Genomic DNA, 17,331 nt, shown 5'->3' on the forward strand with positions numbered 1-17,331 from the left:
GCGCCGTGTCGTTCTCCGCGCTGTTGAGCAAGCGCAGTCTCATTGCCGGTGCCGTCGTCGTGTTGCTCGGGGTGGGGGCGGCCGTCGTGTACCTCAACCGGACCGACGCGCGGGCCGAGCCCGCCGGCGCCGACAACGCGCTCGCGGCCTCCGCCGGGCCGACGTGGGAGGACGCGCAGGCGGGGCTCGGGGGGACGGCGCAGTCCGGGTCGGCGGGCGCCTCGGCCGGTGCGTCCGGGAAGGCGGCCAGCGTCAAGCCCGCGCCGCCCGGGTGGGTCAATGTCGATCCGGTGGCGTGGAAGGCACAGGTCGACGCGTACAACGCGCTCGCGATGGACCCGGTGCCGGCCGGGGTCGGGAATCTGGCGGAGTTTCGGGCCGACTGCCAGTACAGCCATTCGCTCGCCGACGATCCCATTGTGGCGCCGGGGTTGCCGGGGGCCTCGCACATGCATTCGTTCGTGGGGAACGCGGTGACGAAGGCCGATACGACGGTCGCCGATCTGCAGAAGTACACCGCCACCTCGTGCAAGCCCGTGCAGGACCATTCGGCGTACTGGGTGCCGACGCTCTACGACGCCGCCAGTGGGAAGCCGGCCGAGACGACGGGGTTCCGGGTGTACTACCGGTCGCTCATGAGTTCCGGCGCGGGGCAGATGCCGATGCCGACCGGGCTGCGGATGATTTCCGGCGACGCGAAGAAGCAGCAGCCGACGCCGCGCGGGGCGAAGGGGCAGTTCTACTGCGCGTTCTACGGGCCGGGCGATCTCGATGGGGTTGCCCGCAGTACCAACGGGAACTGGCCTATTTGCGGTGAAGGGGCGACGCTGCACTTCATGTTGCAGTTCCCGGACTGCTGGGACGGTCAGCACCTGGACAGCCCGAATCACAAGGACCACGTCGCTTACGGCTCCGGCAACGCGTGCCCGAAGAGCCATCCGGTGAAGATTCCGGCCATCACGTTCGACATCCAGTACGGCGTGAAAGGCAGCACCGCCGGCTACTACCTCGCCTCCGATCCGGAGGGCAAGTCCGCTTCCTCGATGCACGGTGACGCGTTCGTGGTGTGGGACGTGACCACGATGAACAAGCGCACGAAGAACTGCGTGCAGCAGCGGCGCACCTGCGACAACAACGGCTACCAGAAATAGCGCTCAGGCATCGAGTTCGACCGTTGTACAGCGTGCCGGCAGGCCGGCCGCGGGCCACGCCGACAGCAGCGTGAGGGTGCTACCGGCCGGGCGGCGCACGGTGTAGCCGGTGCTGGCCTCGAAGGTCTCGTACCCGCCGGCCGCCGAGCCCGTGTGGGAGCGGGCCCAGGTCGCGGCCCCGTCGTGCACGGCGGCGATCGCCGCGCCCGGGGCCCGGGCCGGTTCGCGCGGCGGGAAGGCGGTCGCGCTCGCGGCGGCGGCCCGTTCGCCCCGCGCCACGCTGGAGATCTCCAGGGCCAGCAGGTCGCCGAGCGCGGTGACGCGGGTGAGCACCACGGCCGCGTGCTCTTCCCGGTTGAGTACCCGCGGTGCCGCCACGATCCGGCCCGCCTCCACGTGCGGTTCGTCGAGCGGCGCGTCCTCGGCGCGATAGGTCAACCCGTCCGGGGGCTCGCGGCCGTCCAGCGGGGCGTCCCAAATGGACACGGTGCCGCGCTCGACCGTCGCGCGGTCCGGCAACGGTAGGTCCACGACGGTCTCCGGGAAGCCGATCTCGGGCCAGGCGAGGACGACGGGCACATGGGAGTACCGTGGCGGAAAATGCAGCCGGGTGCGCAGACTCGGGCCGTCGGTCCCGCCGAAGAAGTCGCCGCTGCTGCCCTGCCACGATCCGAACTCCCAGTGCGGGCGGCCGTCCTCGTCGAGCCAGCCGACCCGCAGCTCCATGCCCTCGTCGAAGGCGGGCAGCAGCCGGCGCGGGGCGGGTGGCGGACCGGTGCGCCCGGCGCGGATGTCCGCCTGGCGCTGCTCCGCGGTGCGGCGGTCCAGCGGGCGGCGGGCGAGCAGTTCCAGCTCCAGGCCGGTGGGCCGGGAGACCGCGTGCACGACGCCGACGGTCAGCTGGGGGTGCTCGGCGATCAGCCCGCCGCGGTGCGCCAGCACGCCCAGGGTCTCGAGCTTGCTCACGCGCGCAGCCTAACGCGCACGGGCCCGGACCCGCTTTCGCCGAGTCCGGGCCGTGCGGTCAGCGGTCAGCGGGGTGCGTCGACCGGGATGCGGGTGAAGGTGCGGCCGTCGGTGGAGCGGTAGACGGCGTTGGAGTCGAACGCGACGTACAACCCCTTGGCCACCGTGATCACGATCGGGTGCAGGCCGGTGCTGGTCAGCTTGTCGCCCAGCCCGGCGGGCTTGCCCGGCTGGTACTTCCCGTCCTTGCCGGCCACCCAGGTGACCGGTCCGTCGCCGCGGACGAACACCACGTGGGTCCCGTCGGTGGCGACGAACCCGTCGCCGTTGAAGATCGTGTATTGCGCCGGCAGCGTGTGCCCGAGGTCGACCTCCTGCCAGGTCTGCCCGCCGTCGGAGGTGCGCTGGACCAGGCTCGTCGTCCTGTTCGGGGTCGGCGTGGCCGGCGCGTTCCGGTCCAGTTCGAGGTTGGTCTGCTGGACGACGACGTACCCGGTGACGCCGTCCGCCGTGAACGCCACCACGGTGGGGCGCCCGCTCGGATGCTCGTCCCCGAACGCCCGGGTCGTCCAGGTGCGGCCGCGGTCGTGGCTGACCGCGACGGCGGCCCGCCCCATGTCATCCGGTGAGCTGGTCTTCTGCGGGCCGGCCACCCAGAGCCCGGCCGCGGCGGGCACGAAGGCGACCTCCCCGTCGACCGGCGGCTGGTTCTTCAGCGGCGCGATCCGCGCGGTGACCGGGTCGAAGGCCTTGACCAGGCACGGGTCGTCGGCGGACCAGCAGGGCCGGTCGATCCAGCCGCCCACCGGCATCTCGGTGACCGCCTGCGTGCTCTCCTGCATGCCGCGCCAGGTCCGCCCGCCGTCACTGCTCATCTCGTACGCGTGGTACTCCTTCGGCCCGTTCGCCGCCTGCCCGTCGTACTTGTCGTTGAACGTCGCCACGGTCCGGAACAGCACTCCGGGCACGGGCGCGGTGAAGTCCCCGCCGCCGCCGAAGTCGTCCTGGCGCACCGTCCACGACTTGCCGGCGTCGTCGGAGCCGATGAGCTTCACGCGGCACTTGCCGGTGCAGTCGTTGACCGCGGCGTACAGGTGCTCGGCGTCGGCGGCCTCCACCCGCACGACCGGCCCCTGCGGCTCGGCTTGCGCCACGCTCGGCGCCGCCGATGTGCTCGGTGCCGCCGACGTGCTCGGCGTGGCGGGTGCCGGCGCCGCCCGGTTCAGCAGCGCGCCACCGGTCCCGGCGGCGAGCAGCAGCGCGGTCACCCCACCGGCCACCCACGCCGTCGTGCGGCGCCGCTGCCGCCGGAACGCCTCCGCGTACACCCCGTCGGCCGACAACCGCGACGGCGGCGCACTCTTCCCGGCGATCTCCTCGAAATCCGTCCGCGTGGGGTTCACCGCCGGCCTCCCAGCATCGTCGACTGTTCGTTGAGCAACTCCTTGAGCTTCGCCAGCCCGCGCGCGGCCTGACTCTTGACCGTGCCCTGCGAGCACCCGAGCGTCGCGGCCGTCTCGGCGACGTCGAGGTCCTGGTAGTACCGGCACAGCAGGACCGCCCGCTGACGCGGGGGCAGCTTGCGCAGCGCGGCCTCGAACGTCATCCGGCCGTCGGCCCGCTCGGCCGAGTTTCCGCTCCCGGCGCGGTCCGGCGGCTCGGCGACACTGCGCTCCCGGCGCCGCCAGACCCGTTTCACGTCCGACAGGTACGCCCTGACCAGGCACGTGCGGACGAACGCGTCGAGCGCGCCGCGATCGCGCACCGTGCGCCAGCCGGTGGCCAGGCGGATGAACGCGGCTTGCGTGAGATCGTCGGCCCAATGCCAGTCGCCGCACAACACGTAGGCGGTCCGGCGGACTGCGTCGTGCCTTGCCGTGAAGTACTCCCGAAACTGCTCTTGCTCTTCCGTCTCTGCCCGCGGCATGACACCTCCCTGCACATAGGTGCGCCCCCACCCCGAATTCGGTTGCACGCCGCTTTGCCGCTGACGGCCCAACGCCGAAGGGCCGGCGCCCGAAGGCGCCGGCCCCACGAGAAGCGGTGAATCAGCCCAGGTCGACCGACGGGTACAGCGGGAACGGCGCCAGCAGCTCAGTAGCCTGCTTGCTCACCCGATCGGCCAGCGCCGGATCGAGCTGGTACTTCGCCTTCGACCCCTCAGCGGCCGAGGTCCCGGACAACACCGTGTGGATCAGCTCGGCAATCTGGTCCATCTCGGAGGCCCCGAGCCCCCGGCTGGTGAGGGCGGGCGTCCCGATCCGAATGCCCGAGGTGTACCAGGCGCCGTTCGGGTCGTTCGGCACGGCATTCCGGTTGGTGACCACGCCGGAGTCGAGCAGTGCCTGCTCGGCCTGGCGGCCGGTGAGGCCGAACGGATGCACGTTCAGCAGCACCAGGTGGTTCTCGGTCCCGCCCGAAACCAGCTCGACACCCCGCCGGGCCAGACCCTCGGCCAGCGCCTGCGCGTTGGTCACGATCTGCTGGGCGTAGGTCGCGAACGAGGGCTGGCGAGCCTCCGCGAACGCGATCGCCTTGGCCGCCATGACGTGCGACAACGGGCCACCGAGCACCATCGGGCAGCCGCGGTCGACCTGGTCGGCGAGCTCCGGCTGGGCCAGCACGGCGCCGCCGCGCGGGCCGCGCAGGCTCTTGTGCGTCGTCGTGGTCACGATGTGCGCGTGCGGCACCGGGTCGAAGTCGCCGGTGAAGACCTTGCCCGCGACGAGGCCCGCGAAGTGGGCCATGTCGACCATGAGGGTGGCGCCGACCTCGTCCGCGATCTCGCGCAGCGTGGCGAAGTTGACCTTGCGGGGGTACGCGGAGTATCCGCCGACGATCACCAGGGGCTTGAACTCGCGGGCGGTCTCGCGCAGCGCGGCGTAGTCGATGAGGCCGGTGGCCGGGTCGACGCCGTAGCTGCGCTGGTCGAACATCTTGCCCGAGATGTTCGGGCGGAACCCGTGGGTGAGGTGCCCGCCGGCGTCGAGGGACATGCCGAGCATGCGCTGGTTGCCGAATGCCGCCCGCAGCTCCGCCCACTCGGCGTCGGTGAGGTCGTTGACCTGCCGCTTGCCGAACTTGGCCAGGTAGGGCACCTCGACCCGGTCGGCCAGGATGGCCCAGTAGGCGACGAGGTTGGCGTCGATGCCCGAGTGCGGCTGTACGTAGGCGTACGGGGCGCCGAACAGGGCCTTCGCGTGCTCGACGGCGACGGACTCGACGGTGTCGACGTTCTGGCAGCCGGCGTAGAAGCGGCGGCCGATGGTGCCCTCCGCGTACTTGTCCGACAGCCAGTTGCCCATCGCGAGCAGGACGGCGGGCGAGGCGTAGTTCTCGCTCGCGATCAGCTTCAGCGACTCCCGCTGATCGGTGAGCTCCTTCGCGATCGCGTCGGCGATGCGCGGCTCAACGGCGCGGACGGCCTCCAACGCGGCACGGAATGCAGTCGACTCGGCGTTCAAGAAAACTCCAATGCAGGGGGCCCAGGGCAGTCGGCTCCATCCTACCGACCGCCCTGGACCAGCCCTTACGAGGAGAACGACCAGAGCTGGCAGGTGTTGTTCAGCCACATCCACATCTGGACCTTGGTGCCGTTGGCGGTGCCGCAGTTCTGGTCGTCGAGGACCATGCCGCTGTTCTCGACGACGATCTCGTACCGGCCGTTGCCCGCCGGGATGACCGCCCACTGCTGGCACGTGTTGCCCAGCGACTGCCACAGGTTCGTGGCGGTGCCGAGGGCCAGGCCGCAGTTGACCGCGTCGAGCACCTTGCCGGCGTTGACGTTGGTGATGGTCCACTTGTTCGGGCCGACGTTGTTGAAGCGCCACTGCTGGCAGGCGTTGTTCAGGTTCTGCCACATCTGGATGCCGGTGCCGTTGGCCGTGCCGCAGTTCACCGCGTCGAGCACCTTGCCGCTCGCGAGGTTGGTCAGCCGGTATGCGGCGCCATTCACGGGAAATGTCACGCTCTTGCTGTAGCCGACCGAGACGATGTTCGACTGCACCGAGTTCTCGGTCGCGTCGGTCGGGTAGCCGCTGGTCATGACGCCCTCGAAGAAGGAGCCGACCGAGCCGTTGCTGTTGTCGCCGCCGATGCCCAGGATGATCGCGCCCTGCTTGGTCATCGGCCGGTAGCCGGACTGGGTCGGCAGGCCGCCGTTGTACTGGGTCTTGAGCCCACCGGACTGCGCGTTGCCGTCCTTGATCGCGTACGTCGTGGTGCCGTTGTTCTTCAGCATCGCCGTCACGAAGGCGGAGTTGCGGCCGGTGTTCGCGGTGTTGGAGCCGTTGCCCCCGGCGAACAGGCCGTTCTCCAGGTCGGCGGCGACCCGCGGGCCGGACGCGCAGGGGGAGAACCAGCACAGGTTGCCGAAGTAGATGGCGTCCATGTCACCGTTGCCGGTGTCCAGGTTGTTCGTCTCGGCGTTGCCGTAGTCGAAGCAGCAGCGGTCGTTGACGTGGGTGCCCTCGGTGACCATGTACATGCCCTCGGGCGCGCTGCCGGTGGCCACGCCGTTGGTGTTATTGTTGCGGTAGCCGTTGCCGGCCGAGATGTACACCCCGTAGACCTTGTGCCCGCCCGCCGTCACGGGCAGCGCGGCCGCGTTGGCGCCCTGGTCGGCGGTCGGGTTGGCGCCGCCACCAGGGGCGATGGTCAGATCGTTGTGGCGCGAGGTCTGGTCGTAGATGCGCACGATCGTGCAGTAGGTGCCGGAGCAGAACGAGTCCTGGGCCGCCGCGTTGGCGTAGCCGCCGGCGCTGAGCGTGCCGATGTTGGACGTGGCGCCGTCCGACCAGCGGCGGACCTGGTAGAGCGAGCCGCTGTACGAGCCGAAGAGCGCGCGGGTCGTGCTGTGCGCGGCGACGCAGGGGGTGCCGCCGTTGGCGTAGATGTCGCACGGGAGGGTGCCGGCCGCCTCGGCGGTGCCGGGCAGCGCGACGAGCACGCCGAGCCCGAGCACCGCGGCGGCGGCGCTGACGAACCAGGATCTGAGACGCATGGGGGCCTCTCGGGGACGATGGGGTGTGAACGCTCACATGGCAGTGCGGCGTTCTGCGGAGTGTCCCGAGTGTTATCGCTCACATAGAGCGATGTCAACCATGTCTATTCGATGGGCTGGGCGATGTCGCAGACGAGGTCGTCGGGTCCGGCCGCCATGAAGTCCGCGAAATACACCTCCCGCGGTGCTCCGAGCGGCGTCGCGCCTTCCCGGTCGAACCACTGCTGCACGGCGTCGTACGCCGAGAGGATCTGCGGAAATTCCACCTGCGACTTCTTGATCCGGGTGTACGCCTCCCGGTGCGCCGCCTCCACGCGGGTCGCCGCGGCGACGTCGCTGCCGGGCGTGATCGGCAGGCAGATCTCCACCGGCCCGTCCGAGTCCTCGTTCACGGCGCCGTGATAGATGATGAAACACGGCCCGGCCAGGCCGTCGCCGTGCCCGGTGGCCGCCTTGAGCAGCCGCCCGATGCCCTCGTCGATCCAGCCCTGCAGCTCCTGGACGCGGACGTGCCGCTGCTCGGTCAGCACCAGCTGCTCGGGCACGTCCCGCACCTGGATGTCGTACATCGACAGATCCCCCTCCTCGCCCAGCAATCGGATGCGCAGGTGGTTCACGAGCTCCCGGCGGGCGGCGACGCGGTACTCCTCGTCGGTCCAGTACGCGTCCAGCAGCCCGATCGCGTCCCCGCGCGGCGCCGCCACGATCTCCGCGATCCGGGCGAGCGGCATCTCCAGGCGGCGCAGGCGGGCCACCAGCCGGGCCGCCTCGAGCTGGTCGGGCCGGTACCAGCGGTACCCCGTCCGCTCGTCGACGAGCGCGGGCAGCAGGAGGCCCTGCTGCTCGTACAAGCGCAATGCCCGCGGCGAGAGCCAGCTGCGCCGCGCGAACACCCCGATGGTCAGCAGGTCGCTCGTGTCCACATCGATCACCATGCGCCTTGACCCCGGGTGAAGGTCAAACTCGGAGGTCGGCCGCCACTCCATAGTGGTCGGACAGGTACACGCTGCGACCGTCCGGCAACGTCACGGAGTCCTCGGTCAGCACGATCCGGCCCGCCGCGGTGACCGGACCGCGCAGCAACACGTGGTCGAACGCGGGCGGATTCGGCCACTGCGCCGTCGGCCGATACGTCGGGCGATCGTCGCCGACCAAGGCATCGCGCAACCCGTTGCCGGCGCGGAACTCCGCCAGCGCCGCCGACGTGCGGGGGAGGTTCAGGTCGCCGCAGACCACTACCGGTACACCCGGATCAATCGCGGAAAGCGCACCGCTCAGGGTCGAGAGCTCCGCCCGCGCCACCGCCGTGAACCGGTTCTGCGCGCTCCAGTCGTCGTCGCGATTGGCCGACAGGTGCGTATTGACCACCACGAACGGCCCGGCCGCGGTGTGCAACCGCGCGATCTGCGCACCCTTGCGCATCAACAGCTCCGGCCGCACCGGCCGGGTGAGCGGGAACCGCACGAACTCCCGCGCGGCGATCGGCCGCCGCGACAGCAGCACGAGCCCGCCTTTGACCAAACCCCCGCCGGTGTACTGCCGGTGCCCGAACGACGCCGCCAGCCGCCCGAGCAACCGCGCCATCGCCGGCGCCATCACTTCCTGCAGGCACACGACGTCGTAGTCGGACCGCTCGAGCAGCGCCCCGATCGCCTCGATGCGCGGCCGCACGTCGCCCTTGAACAACGCGTTGAACGTCAGCAGTCGAAGTTCCACAGTGCACACCCTGCCCTGCGGCCGCCCCCGACGCGCATCGAGGGCGGCCGGAGGTGCTCAGAAACGCAGGTTGTCCAGATACTGGAACCCGTTGCGCGCGGTCGTGAGCGCATCGGCCGGCGTGCGCGGCGGCGTGCCGGCGTCGTCGCGCTCGATGATGAACTCGGCGATCCCGGCCTCCCGGGTGTGCTGGAAGATCCGGCCGAAGTCGATGAGCCCCGACCCGGCGTCCTCGAAACTGCGGGCGGTGTTGAGATCCTTGACGTGCACCTGCCGGATCCGCCCGCGGTGCTTGGCGATGAGGTCGACCGGGTCCGCCGCCCCGACCCAGGCCCAGAACAGGTCCACTTCCAAATGCACCAGCCCGGGATCGGTCTCGGCGGTCAGGATGTCGTACCCGGTGCGGCTGCCCCCGTCCTGCCGGGTGAACTCCAGGTTGTGGTTGTGGTACCCGAAGTCGATCCCGGCCCGCCGCGCCATGGCTCCGGCCCGGTTCAGGTCCCGCGCCATCGCCCGATACTTGGCCCCGTCCCGGATCGGCTGCCCCGTGGCCGAGTCGATCCCGAAGAACGGATGCACGATGTACTTGTTGCCGACCACGTTCGCGTCGTGCAGCGCCTGCTCCCACACGTTCGCGTCGAACGGCTGCGGAATCCCGACGTGCCCCGAGGTCGCCTTGATCCCGGCCGCATCGAGCGCCGCCCGGAACTGCGCGGCCGTCCGCCCGACGAACCCGGCATGCTCGATGCGCGTGAAGCCGATCCGCTTCAGCTCGGCCAGACTCCCGGCGAGATCGATGTTGAGCTGGTCGCGCAGCGTGTACAACTGCACGCTGATCTGCTCGCGCGGCACCCGGTGCGGCGTGCCGCGCGATTCCTCATGCGCCCCGGCCGGACCGGCGCTCCCCACGGTGGCGAGCGTGGCGGCCCCGGCGGCGGCTCCGAGCACAGAACGACGAGACAAAAGTTCCATACATCGCACGCTATCGAATTGCTGAGATCAACAGAACTTTTGTCTTTTTGAGCGAAAGTCTGCCCTAATGCTCCCGCTCCACGTGGATGCCGCCGATGAGGCTGTACTCGCGGACCTTGAGCTTGCGAACCGGCGAAACCGTCGGCGGGGCGATGCGGACGCCCCCGAAGATGCGGAAGCCCTCGACCTCGATCTCGACGTCGGCCGGGACGCGCAGGGAGACGCCGCCGATGAGGCTGATCTTCGTCAGGACCGGGTGCTCCGGCAGCGTGGCCTCGGTCAGGTCGAGGTTGGCGCCGCCGAGGGGGCCGATGACGCGCATGTCCTGGGGCATGGTCCAAGGGCCGCGCCGCTTGGTGCCGCCGAGCAGGTTGAAGTACCAGGTGGCGCCCGACTTGCCGGTCAGGAACGGCGTCTCGTTCTCATCCATGACCTTGACGGTAGGCGGGGCCCGGCCCCGAGGCGGATGCCGATGCGCATGGGCCCGGGATGACAGATGTCATGCGGGAGCGCGCATGCGCCAGGCGTCGGTGATGAGTTCGTCGAGGCGGGCGGCATCGACGGTGGCGAGGCGGAGCATCACCAGGGGCAGGCCGTCGTACCCGGGGTCGGTGAAGAAGTGCTCCGGCTCGCCCAGCAGCAGCGCCTGCTTCTCCGCCTCGTCGCCCACGTACAGCACGGCGATGTCGGTCCGGATCACGCGCGGCTTGCCGGGGAGGCGCTCGGGGTACGACCACACGAAGCCCTTGTTGCCCACCCGGAAGTCGAACCCGTCGCTGTCGATCTCCACCACGTCGGGGAGGCCGAGCGCGATCCGGCGCACGTCGTCGGCGTCTGCCATGGGCCGAGCCTAGATGCCCGCCCCCACGGGGACCCGCTCAGGCTCGACGACCTTCCCGAACCGGGCACCGAAGCGGCCGTCCAGGATGAGGGCGGTGACCAGCACCGAGCGCACCACGAGCGTGTCCAGGAGCACGCCGAACGCGACCGCGAAGCCGAGCTCGGCCGCGAAGACCAGCGGCAGGGAGCCCAGCGCGGCGAACGTACCGGCGAGCACGAACCCCGCCGACGTGATGACCCCGCCCGTGGCGGCCAGGCCCCGCACCGCGCCCCGCCGGGTGCCGTGCCGCCGCGCCTCCTCGCGCACCCGGGTCACGACGAAGATGTTGTAGTCGATGCCGAGCGCCACCAGGAACACGAACGTCAGCAGCGGGAACGACGCGTCGGCGCCGGCGAACAGCCGGTTGAACACCAGGCTGCTCACCCCGAGCGCGGCCCCGAACGACAACACCACCGTGGCGATGAGCACCAGCGGCGCGACGATCGCCCGCAACAGCAGCGCCAGGATCAGCAGGACCGTCAGCAGCACGATCGGGATGATCAGCCGGTCGTCCCGCGCCGCCGCCCGCTGGGTGTCGAGGGCGACCGCGGTGTTGCCGCCGATCTGGGCGCCGGCTCCGGCGACACCGCGGAGGGCCGAGCGGGCGCGCTCGACGGTGCGCATCGCCCCGGTGCTGCCCGGCACATCGCGCAGCTCGCCGAGGACGAGCGCCTCGCCGTCCTTGACCACCGGCGGCGAGACGTTCGCGATGCCGTCGACATTGGACAGTACAAGATGGACGGTGGAAGCGGTGTCCGCAGCGGACACGACGACGATCGGATCGCCCGCGCCGGCCGGGAAATGCCGGGCCTGGACGTCCTCGGCGGCGGACAGCTGCGTGCGGCCGACGAACTGGTCGCGATTGGACAGTCCGTTCGCGCGCAGGCCGAGCACGCCGAGCGCCATCGCGCCCAGGACGAGCAGGGTGCCGATCCAGACCGTGCGCGGGCGGCGGGCGATCGCGTCACCCGTGCGCGTCCAGAAGCGCTCGCGGCGGGCGGTGAACGACGGCCAGAACACCCGGCGGCCGCAGATGACCAGCAGCGCCGGCATCAGCGTCAGCATCGCGAGCAGCCCGACGAGGATGCCGATCGCGCACGCCGGGCCCATCCCGCGCGTGGAGCCGAGCGAGGCGAACATGAGCAGCAGCACGCTCACCGCGACCGTCGCCGCGCTCGCGACGATGGCGGGGGCGGAGCGCCGCAGCGCCTCGGCCATCGCCTCGTGGCGGTCGGCGTGGCGCTGGAGCTCCTCGCGGTACCGCGAGATCAGCAACATCGCATAGTCCGTCGCCGCGCCGAACACGAGCACCACGAGCAGGAAGCTCGTCTGCTTGTTCACGGTCAGCCCGGCGTGCTCGGCGAGCAGGAAGATGAGCGCCTCGGCCGCCGCCAGCGCGCCACCGGCGGTGAGCAAGGGCAACAACGGCAAGAGCGGGCTCCGGTACGTCACGAGCAGGATCGCCAGCACCGCCAGCGCGGTGACCGTGGTGAGCATGCCGGCCTGCCCGAACGCCTTGATGGAGTCCGACGCGTAGCCGGCCGGCCCGGCGACGTGGAAGCCGAGCCCGTTCGCGTCGCGCTGCCCGATGGCGGTGAGGGCGTCGACGGTGGCGCCGATGCCTTCCCAGCCCGTCCGATCCTTGTGTACCGGCACCACGGTCTGGATCGCCGCGCCGTCATCGGAGACGAGGGGGCCCTGGACCGTACCGGCGACGCCGGGAACGCGGGCGAACGCCTCGGCGTCGGCGCGCGCCTTGGCCACGTCGGCCTCGGTGAGCCCGCCCGGCCGGTCGTAGACGACGATCGCCGGCAGCGCGTCGGCGGGCAGGAACTTCGCGGCCCGCTCGGCCGCCGCGGTCGACTCGGCCCCGGCCGGCAGCCAGGCCGCGTTGTCGTTCTCCTCGGCGTCACCGAGCCGCCCGGCGAGCATGAGCGCCGGCACCAGCAGCACGGCCCAGATCGCGACGACGACCCACTTGCCGCGCCGCCCGGCAACGAGGTCAGCCCACATTGGTCAGCTTCTCCGGGTTCGCGACCACGTAGATGCCGGTGACCTGGCCGTCCCCGGGCGCCAGGTCGAGCACGATGACCGCGTACGGTTCGTCGCCGGCGAGCAGCAGCGCCGACGGGTCGCCGTTGGTGCGCCGGTACGCGATGCGCAGCCCCGGCCCGGGCCGCTGGGCGATCGCGGCGATGAGCCGGGCCACCTTCTCCCGCCCCTGCATCGGCCTGGTGCCGCCCGCGCCCTGCGCCCCGCCGTCGCCCCACAGGGTGACCTCCGGGGCCAGGATCTCCAGCAGCGCGTCGATGTTCCCGCCGAGCGCGGCGTCCAGGAACCGCTCGGTGACCTGCCGTCGCAGCCGCGGATCGGGCTCGTAGCGGGGCCGCCGGGCGTGGACGCTCGCGCGGGCGCGGTGGGCCAGTTGCCGTACCGCCGCCGGCGTCTTTCCGAGCATCTCGGCGATCTCCGGGTGCGCGTAGCCGAACACCTCGTGCAGCACGAAGACCGCGCGCTCCAGCGGCGTCAGCGTCTCCAGCACCACCAGCAGCGCCATCGACACCGATTCGGCGCGTTCGGCCGCATCCTCCTCGATCGGCCGGACGAGCGGTTCGGGGAGCCAGGGCCCGACGTACGTCTCGCGCCGCCGGCTGATCGCCGCCCGCTGGCGCAGCGCCCGGTTGACCGCGACCCGCACCAGGTAGGCCCGCGGGTGCTCGACCGGCCCGGCGCCCGCGTCGCTTTCCCGGCCGGTCCAGGCGAGCCACGTGTCCTGCAGCACGTCCTCGGTGTCGGCCACGCTGCCGAGGATGTTGTACACAACCGAGAACAGCAGTTCGCGGTGGTCGCCGAAAACGTCAGGCATCGCTGGTACCTCCCGTGGTGTTTGCGACCTGAGAGCCCCGGCCCGCCCGGAGTGTGATGCGCGCGCCGAATCTGTGACCGGCGTCTCAGCGCTCCGCACGTCGGTAGATTCGGGATTATGCCGAACTTCACCAGCGGGGACGGGGTACGCCTGCACTACGAGGACGAGGGGGACGGCCGGCCGGTGGTGCTCCCGGCCGGCTTCTGCGCGCCCCTGGAGAGCTGGGAGCTGCAGCGGCGCGAGCTGGCCGCGGCCGGCTACCGGGTGATCGGCTTCGACCGCCGCTCGCACGGGCGCTCCGAGTCGCCGGCGTACGGGCAGCGCATGTCCCGGCACGGCGCCGACCTGCACGACCTGCTCGTCGAGCTGGACCTGCGCGACGCGGTGCTGGTCGGCGGGTCGCAGGGGGCGAGCGCGGTCTGGGCGTACTACGACCTGTTCGGCCCGGCCCGAATCGGGGCCGTCGTCAGCATCGACCAGACCCCGCGCATGGTCAACGGCGACGGCTGGGAGCACGGGTTCTACGGCCTGACCAAGGAGAACGTCGGGACGTTCTTCGCCGACGGGGTGCCCGACACCGGGCGGGGGCTGCGGCAGCCGCGTACGGCCGGGTTCGCCCGGATCGTCGAGCTGCTCGGCGGCGCGCCCGCGTTCGCCGACCCCGGCACCCCGGAGCGGCGGGCGCTGCTGCAGAGCCACGCCGAGGCCGACTGGCGGGACGTGATCGCGCGGATGGAAGTACCGAACCTGCTCATTGCCGGTCGGGACAGCCAGCTGTGGCCGTGCGAGCACGCGGCCGCCGTCGCCGCGACGAATCCGCTGTCCTCGGTGGTGACGCTGGAGGACTGCGGGCACGCGGCCAACCTGGACCAGCCCGAGGCGACCAACGCGGCGATCCTGGAGTTCCTCGCCGCCCGGCCTTGACGCAACCGAACGGTTGCAATAACGTTTGTAGCAACCGAATGGTTGCTACTCACTGGAGGTTGTCATGGGATTCCCCGATCGCATCGAGCGGACCGTCGAGCTCGCGCACGCCCCGGCCAAGGTCTGGGCCGCGCTGACCACCGCCGAGGGCCTGGGCACGTGGTTCGGCAACGGCGCCACCGTCGACCTGCGCGAGGGCGGCACCGCCAAGCTCACCTGGGACAGCGGCGACCAGGCCACGCTGCACATCGAGCGGGTCGACGAGCCGTCGCTGTTCGCGTTCACCTGGGGCATCAACGGGCTGGCGGCCGAGGACCCGCGCCGCACGTACGTCGAGTTCAGCCTCGAACCGGCCGGCGCGGGCACCCGGCTGCGCATGGTGGAGTCCGGCTTCGCGCAGCTGCCCGAGGATGCGTACCGTAAGGCCTTCGAGAGCAACACCGGGGGCTGGAAGCACGAGCTGGGTGAGTTGGTCGACTACCTCAATGCCGCCTGATCACGAGGCGATCGCCGAGCAGGTCTTCGTCGCCCTGGCCGACCCGTCCCGGCGCGCCATCCTGGCCGCGCTGGCCCAGGAGGGTCCGGCCACGGCGACGGACCTGGCCGACCGCCTGCCCATCACCCGGCAGGCGATCGCGAAGCACCTCGCCCTGCTGTCCGACGCCGGCCTGGTCACGGCCGAGCCGGGGGAGCGCCGGCGGGTGCGGTACAAGGTGAATTCGGCGCCGATGCGGGTGGCGCAGCAGTTCCTGGCCGCGTTGGCGCGCGACTGGGACGGCCGGCTGGACGCGCTGAGCGAGCACCTGGATCGCGCCTAGCTCAGCCGCCCAGGCCCTCGGCGGTGCCGACCTTGCGGGCCGCGAGGGCCTTCACGATCAGGGCCGTCTCGTCGTAGCCCAGGATCAGCACCCCGTCCGGCGCGTTCTGCCGGATGCGGGCGGCGATCCCCGCGTAGTCCTCGGTCGTGATCGGGTACGAGATCAGATCCACCGCGCCGTCGGCCATGCCCGCGGTCAGCAGGTCGGCCTTGACGTTCTTCTGCAGCCCCAGCCCGTAGGCGTCCTCGCGGGCCACGATCGTGACGCGATGCGGGCCGTCGCGCATGATGACGTCGGCGAGGGCGCGGGCCTGCAGCGTGTCCGGCGGTGCGGTACGGAAGAACAGCCCGTTGTCGGCGACCGAGGTCAGCTCGTCCGAAGTGGACGACGGCGAGATCAGCATCCGGTTGGCCGCCGCGATCCGCGGGATCATCGCCTTGGTGACGCTCGACGACGACGCGCCGATGAGGACCTGCACGCCCAGGCCGACCAGCCGGTCCACGGTGGCCGCGGCGACCTTCTCGTCGGTGCCGTCGTCGCCGTCGACCCACTCGACCGGCTGGTCGATCACGCCGCCGGCCGCGTTCAGGTCGGCCACGGCGAGGCGCGCACCGGCGAACCGCGGCGCGCTGCGGAACGCCAGTCGGCCCGTGTGCGGCATGAGGCCGCCGACCTTCAGCGGCGGGATGCGCTTCTTCGCGTTCGTGCTCGGATACGCCGGGTACGGCGGCGGCGCCGTCGTCGAAGCGCTCGCCGGGTCGCCCGCCCCGATGTACTCGGTCAGGTTGTCGTTCACCGTGTTGCTGCGGCTGAAGTGCAGCGCGCCGTACGAGGCCGACGACGGCTCGCCCGCATCCGTGAACCCGCTGCGGCGCATCGACACCCCGCGGTACGCGAAGTCCCGGCCCGCCTTGGCCAGTCCCAGGCAGGTGGCGGCGTCGTCGCACACGGTGCCGCCGTTGGAGACGCCCACCATGAACTTCGAGATCGCCGGCGCCTCCGTCGAGCGCGCGGACTCGGCGGCCAGCCCGGCCAGCATCACCGCGTCGTAGGCCTCGGCGGCGTACCCGTAGTCGGCCAGCGACGGGTCGACGCCGCGCAGCCGCTCCTTGAACGACTCGGGCAACTCCAGCAGCGGCGCCGTGCCGACCATCCCGGACAGGATCGCGGGCATGTCGGTCAGCTTGTCCCGGAGCGAGTTCGACATGTTGGCGTCCGAGCCGTACAGGTGGACGTGCATCGGGCTGCCGTCGTCGCCGCCGCCGTCCGCCACTGTCGTACCGCAACCACCGACGATGAGCGCCAGTCCAACCACCGCGGCGACCATCGATGCCCTGCGCTTCACGAACCCCTGCCCTCCCGAAACGGCCCCGGCGAACCTAAGCGCCGTCGCGCCACCGGGCACAGGCCGTAATCCGGACCTTGAGGAAACCTTGACCAGAAGCGGTGGAAAAGGGAACTGGCATGAAACCGGGATTTCTCCGCGGCCGGCGCGGACCAGGCTGGTCGCATGGCGTACGCATACCAGCCGCAGCAGGCCTGGCAGCCCTACCCGGTCCGCTCCACGGCCCCGATCTCCCTGCACATCGTGGCCATCTTCCAGTACCTGGGCGGGGTGTTCATGCTCGGTGCGGCCGCGCTGCTCGCCCTCGCCGCGGCCAAGGTCACCCCGAAGTGGGACCTGCCCGCCGGCAACAGTGTGTACACGACCAGGCCGGAAACGCTCACGCTCGCGACGTACACCGTCATCGGCACGATCGCCCTCATTGGGCTCATCGCGATCGTGCTCGGGCGGAAGCTGCAGAACGGCCGCAACTGGGTCCGTGTGCTGCTCACCCTGCTCAACGGCCTGAGCGTGGCCGGCGGCGTCTACCAGGGCTACACGGCCGGCGCCCCGTACGCGACGACGCTCATGTCCGTGGCGTTCCCGCTGCTGTTCGTGATCCTGCTCAACACGCGGGCCGCGCGGGGCTGGTGTCACTACCGAACGTACTGAGATGGCATCCTGGACCGGTGAACACCGACCCCCGGCTGCG

Annotated in this window: 18 protein-coding genes; 5 read left to right on the forward strand and 13 right to left on the reverse strand. The window is 71.2% G+C overall.

Going from position 1 to position 17,331, the window contains the following annotated elements; genetic code table 11:
* The first annotated feature begins 5 nt into the window (after positions 1 to 5).
* Positions 6 to 1,151, forward strand: coding sequence for a DUF1996 domain-containing protein (locus ACQP00_RS13675; RefSeq protein WP_433218880.1), 1,146 nt, complete (start codon positions 6 to 8; stop codon positions 1,149 to 1,151).
* Positions 1,152 to 1,154: 3 nt separating this feature from the next.
* Here the strand turns inward: ACQP00_RS13675 and ACQP00_RS13680 are convergent, their stop codons facing one another.
* The 12 genes from ACQP00_RS13680 to sigJ form a co-directional block, all read right to left on the reverse strand.
* Positions 1,155 to 2,117, reverse strand: coding sequence for a hypothetical protein (locus tag ACQP00_RS13680; RefSeq protein ID WP_433218882.1), 963 nt, complete (start codon positions 2,115 to 2,117; stop codon positions 1,155 to 1,157).
* 65 nt (positions 2,118 to 2,182) lie between these two features.
* Positions 2,183 to 3,520: a hypothetical protein gene (locus ACQP00_RS13685; RefSeq protein WP_433218884.1), complete on the reverse strand. Its 1,338-nt coding sequence runs from the start codon at positions 3,518 to 3,520 to the stop codon at positions 2,183 to 2,185.
* Positions 3,517 to 4,044, reverse strand: coding sequence for a SigE family RNA polymerase sigma factor (locus ACQP00_RS13690; protein WP_433218886.1), 528 nt, complete (start codon positions 4,042 to 4,044; stop codon positions 3,517 to 3,519). Before ACQP00_RS13690 ends, ACQP00_RS13685 begins: the two co-directional genes overlap by 4 nt.
* A 121-nt stretch (positions 4,045 to 4,165) precedes the next feature.
* Positions 4,166 to 5,593 (reverse strand): glycine hydroxymethyltransferase, encoded by a 1,428-nt coding sequence (locus ACQP00_RS13695; protein WP_433223844.1) that lies wholly within the window; start codon positions 5,591 to 5,593, stop codon positions 4,166 to 4,168.
* Between the two features lie 53 nt (positions 5,594 to 5,646).
* Positions 5,647 to 7,119 carry an arabinofuranosidase catalytic domain-containing protein gene (locus tag ACQP00_RS13700; RefSeq protein ID WP_433218888.1) on the reverse strand — a complete coding sequence of 491 codons (1,473 nt, stop codon included), beginning with the start codon at positions 7,117 to 7,119 and terminating at the stop codon, positions 5,647 to 5,649.
* 104 nt (positions 7,120 to 7,223) lie between these two features.
* Positions 7,224 to 8,054, reverse strand: a complete 831-nt coding sequence (locus ACQP00_RS13705) for a MerR family transcriptional regulator (protein ID WP_433218890.1) — start codon at positions 8,052 to 8,054, stop codon at positions 7,224 to 7,226.
* A 22-nt stretch (positions 8,055 to 8,076) separates the two neighbouring features.
* Positions 8,077 to 8,835 (reverse strand): endonuclease/exonuclease/phosphatase family protein, encoded by a 759-nt coding sequence (locus tag ACQP00_RS13710; RefSeq protein WP_433218892.1) that lies wholly within the window; start codon positions 8,833 to 8,835, stop codon positions 8,077 to 8,079.
* Positions 8,836 to 8,892: 57 nt separating this feature from the next.
* Positions 8,893 to 9,807, reverse strand: coding sequence for a sugar phosphate isomerase/epimerase family protein (locus ACQP00_RS13715; protein ID WP_433218894.1), 915 nt, complete (start codon positions 9,805 to 9,807; stop codon positions 8,893 to 8,895).
* Between the two features lie 64 nt (positions 9,808 to 9,871).
* Complete coding sequence (locus ACQP00_RS13720; protein ID WP_433218896.1) at positions 9,872 to 10,237, reverse strand: LiaF domain-containing protein; 366 nt, start codon at positions 10,235 to 10,237, stop codon at positions 9,872 to 9,874.
* 69 nt (positions 10,238 to 10,306) lie between these two features.
* On the reverse strand, positions 10,307 to 10,648 hold the full coding sequence (locus ACQP00_RS13725) for an MmcQ/YjbR family DNA-binding protein (protein WP_433218898.1): 342 nt from the start codon (positions 10,646 to 10,648) through the stop codon (positions 10,307 to 10,309).
* 9 nt (positions 10,649 to 10,657) lie between these two features.
* Positions 10,658 to 12,700: an MMPL family transporter gene (locus tag ACQP00_RS13730; RefSeq protein WP_433218900.1), complete on the reverse strand. Its 2,043-nt coding sequence runs from the start codon at positions 12,698 to 12,700 to the stop codon at positions 10,658 to 10,660.
* A complete protein-coding gene (gene sigJ / locus ACQP00_RS13735) occupies positions 12,690 to 13,553 on the reverse strand; it encodes an RNA polymerase sigma factor SigJ (protein ID WP_433218901.1) in 864 nt (287 codons plus the stop codon). The genes ACQP00_RS13730 and sigJ overlap by 11 nt, the downstream gene beginning before the upstream one ends.
* A gap of 117 nt (positions 13,554 to 13,670) precedes the next feature.
* Between sigJ and ACQP00_RS13740 the strand changes: the two genes are divergently transcribed.
* The 3 genes from ACQP00_RS13740 (at position 13,671) to ACQP00_RS13750 (ending at position 15,295) form a co-directional block, all read left to right on the forward strand.
* Positions 13,671 to 14,477: an alpha/beta fold hydrolase gene (locus ACQP00_RS13740; RefSeq protein WP_433218903.1), complete on the forward strand. Its 807-nt coding sequence runs from the start codon at positions 13,671 to 13,673 to the stop codon at positions 14,475 to 14,477.
* Between the two features lie 64 nt (positions 14,478 to 14,541).
* Positions 14,542 to 14,973, forward strand: a complete 432-nt coding sequence (locus tag ACQP00_RS13745; RefSeq protein WP_433218905.1) for an SRPBCC domain-containing protein — start codon at positions 14,542 to 14,544, stop codon at positions 14,971 to 14,973.
* Complete coding sequence (locus ACQP00_RS13750; RefSeq protein ID WP_433218907.1) at positions 14,963 to 15,295, forward strand: ArsR/SmtB family transcription factor; 333 nt, start codon at positions 14,963 to 14,965, stop codon at positions 15,293 to 15,295. Before ACQP00_RS13745 ends, ACQP00_RS13750 begins: the two co-directional genes overlap by 11 nt.
* 1 nt (position 15,296) lies before the next feature.
* Here ACQP00_RS13750 and ACQP00_RS13755 read toward each other — a convergent pair whose 3' ends face one another.
* The gene (locus tag ACQP00_RS13755) at positions 15,297 to 16,640 is read right to left on the reverse strand and encodes an ABC transporter substrate-binding protein (RefSeq protein WP_433218909.1); all 1,344 of its coding nucleotides are present in this window, start codon (positions 16,638 to 16,640) and stop codon (positions 15,297 to 15,299) included.
* A 165-nt stretch (positions 16,641 to 16,805) separates the two neighbouring features.
* On the opposite strand from ACQP00_RS13755, the gene ACQP00_RS13760 reads away from it, so the two are divergent.
* Positions 16,806 to 17,291 carry a hypothetical protein gene (locus ACQP00_RS13760; protein ID WP_433218911.1) on the forward strand — a complete coding sequence of 162 codons (486 nt, stop codon included), beginning with the start codon at positions 16,806 to 16,808 and terminating at the stop codon, positions 17,289 to 17,291.
* Positions 17,292 to 17,331: the final 40 nt, after the last annotated feature.

The sequence above is a fragment of the Dactylosporangium sp. CS-047395 genome (assembly GCF_050942185.1).
Taxonomy (GTDB): Bacteria; Actinomycetota; Actinomycetes; order Mycobacteriales; family Micromonosporaceae; genus Dactylosporangium.

Bases quoted from the DNA above. Each gene is read 5' to 3' on its own strand.
- ACQP00_RS13740 (WP_433218903.1), top strand. From the start codon at position 13,671: ATGCCGAACTTCACCAGCGGGGACGGGGTACGCCTGCACTACGAGGAC.
- ACQP00_RS13715 (WP_433218894.1), bottom strand. From the start codon at position 9,807: ATGGAACTTTTGTCTCGTCGTTCTGTGCTCGGAGCCGCCGCCGGGGCC.
- sigJ (WP_433218901.1), bottom strand. From the start codon at position 13,553: ATGCCTGACGTTTTCGGCGACCACCGCGAACTGCTGTTCTCGGTTGTG.
- ACQP00_RS13730 (WP_433218900.1), bottom strand. From the start codon at position 12,700: ATGTGGGCTGACCTCGTTGCCGGGCGGCGCGGCAAGTGGGTCGTCGTC.
- ACQP00_RS13690 (WP_433218886.1), bottom strand. From the start codon at position 4,044: ATGCCGCGGGCAGAGACGGAAGAGCAAGAGCAGTTTCGGGAGTACTTC.
- ACQP00_RS13745 (WP_433218905.1), top strand. From the start codon at position 14,542: ATGGGATTCCCCGATCGCATCGAGCGGACCGTCGAGCTCGCGCACGCC.
- ACQP00_RS13720 (WP_433218896.1), bottom strand. From the start codon at position 10,237: ATGGATGAGAACGAGACGCCGTTCCTGACCGGCAAGTCGGGCGCCACC.
- ACQP00_RS13725 (WP_433218898.1), bottom strand. From the start codon at position 10,648: ATGGCAGACGCCGACGACGTGCGCCGGATCGCGCTCGGCCTCCCCGAC.
- ACQP00_RS13705 (WP_433218890.1), bottom strand. From the start codon at position 8,054: ATGGTGATCGATGTGGACACGAGCGACCTGCTGACCATCGGGGTGTTC.
- ACQP00_RS13700 (WP_433218888.1), bottom strand. From the start codon at position 7,119: ATGCGTCTCAGATCCTGGTTCGTCAGCGCCGCCGCCGCGGTGCTCGGG.
- ACQP00_RS13760 (WP_433218911.1), top strand. From the start codon at position 16,806: ATGGCGTACGCATACCAGCCGCAGCAGGCCTGGCAGCCCTACCCGGTC.
- ACQP00_RS13750 (WP_433218907.1), top strand. From the start codon at position 14,963: ATGCCGCCTGATCACGAGGCGATCGCCGAGCAGGTCTTCGTCGCCCTG.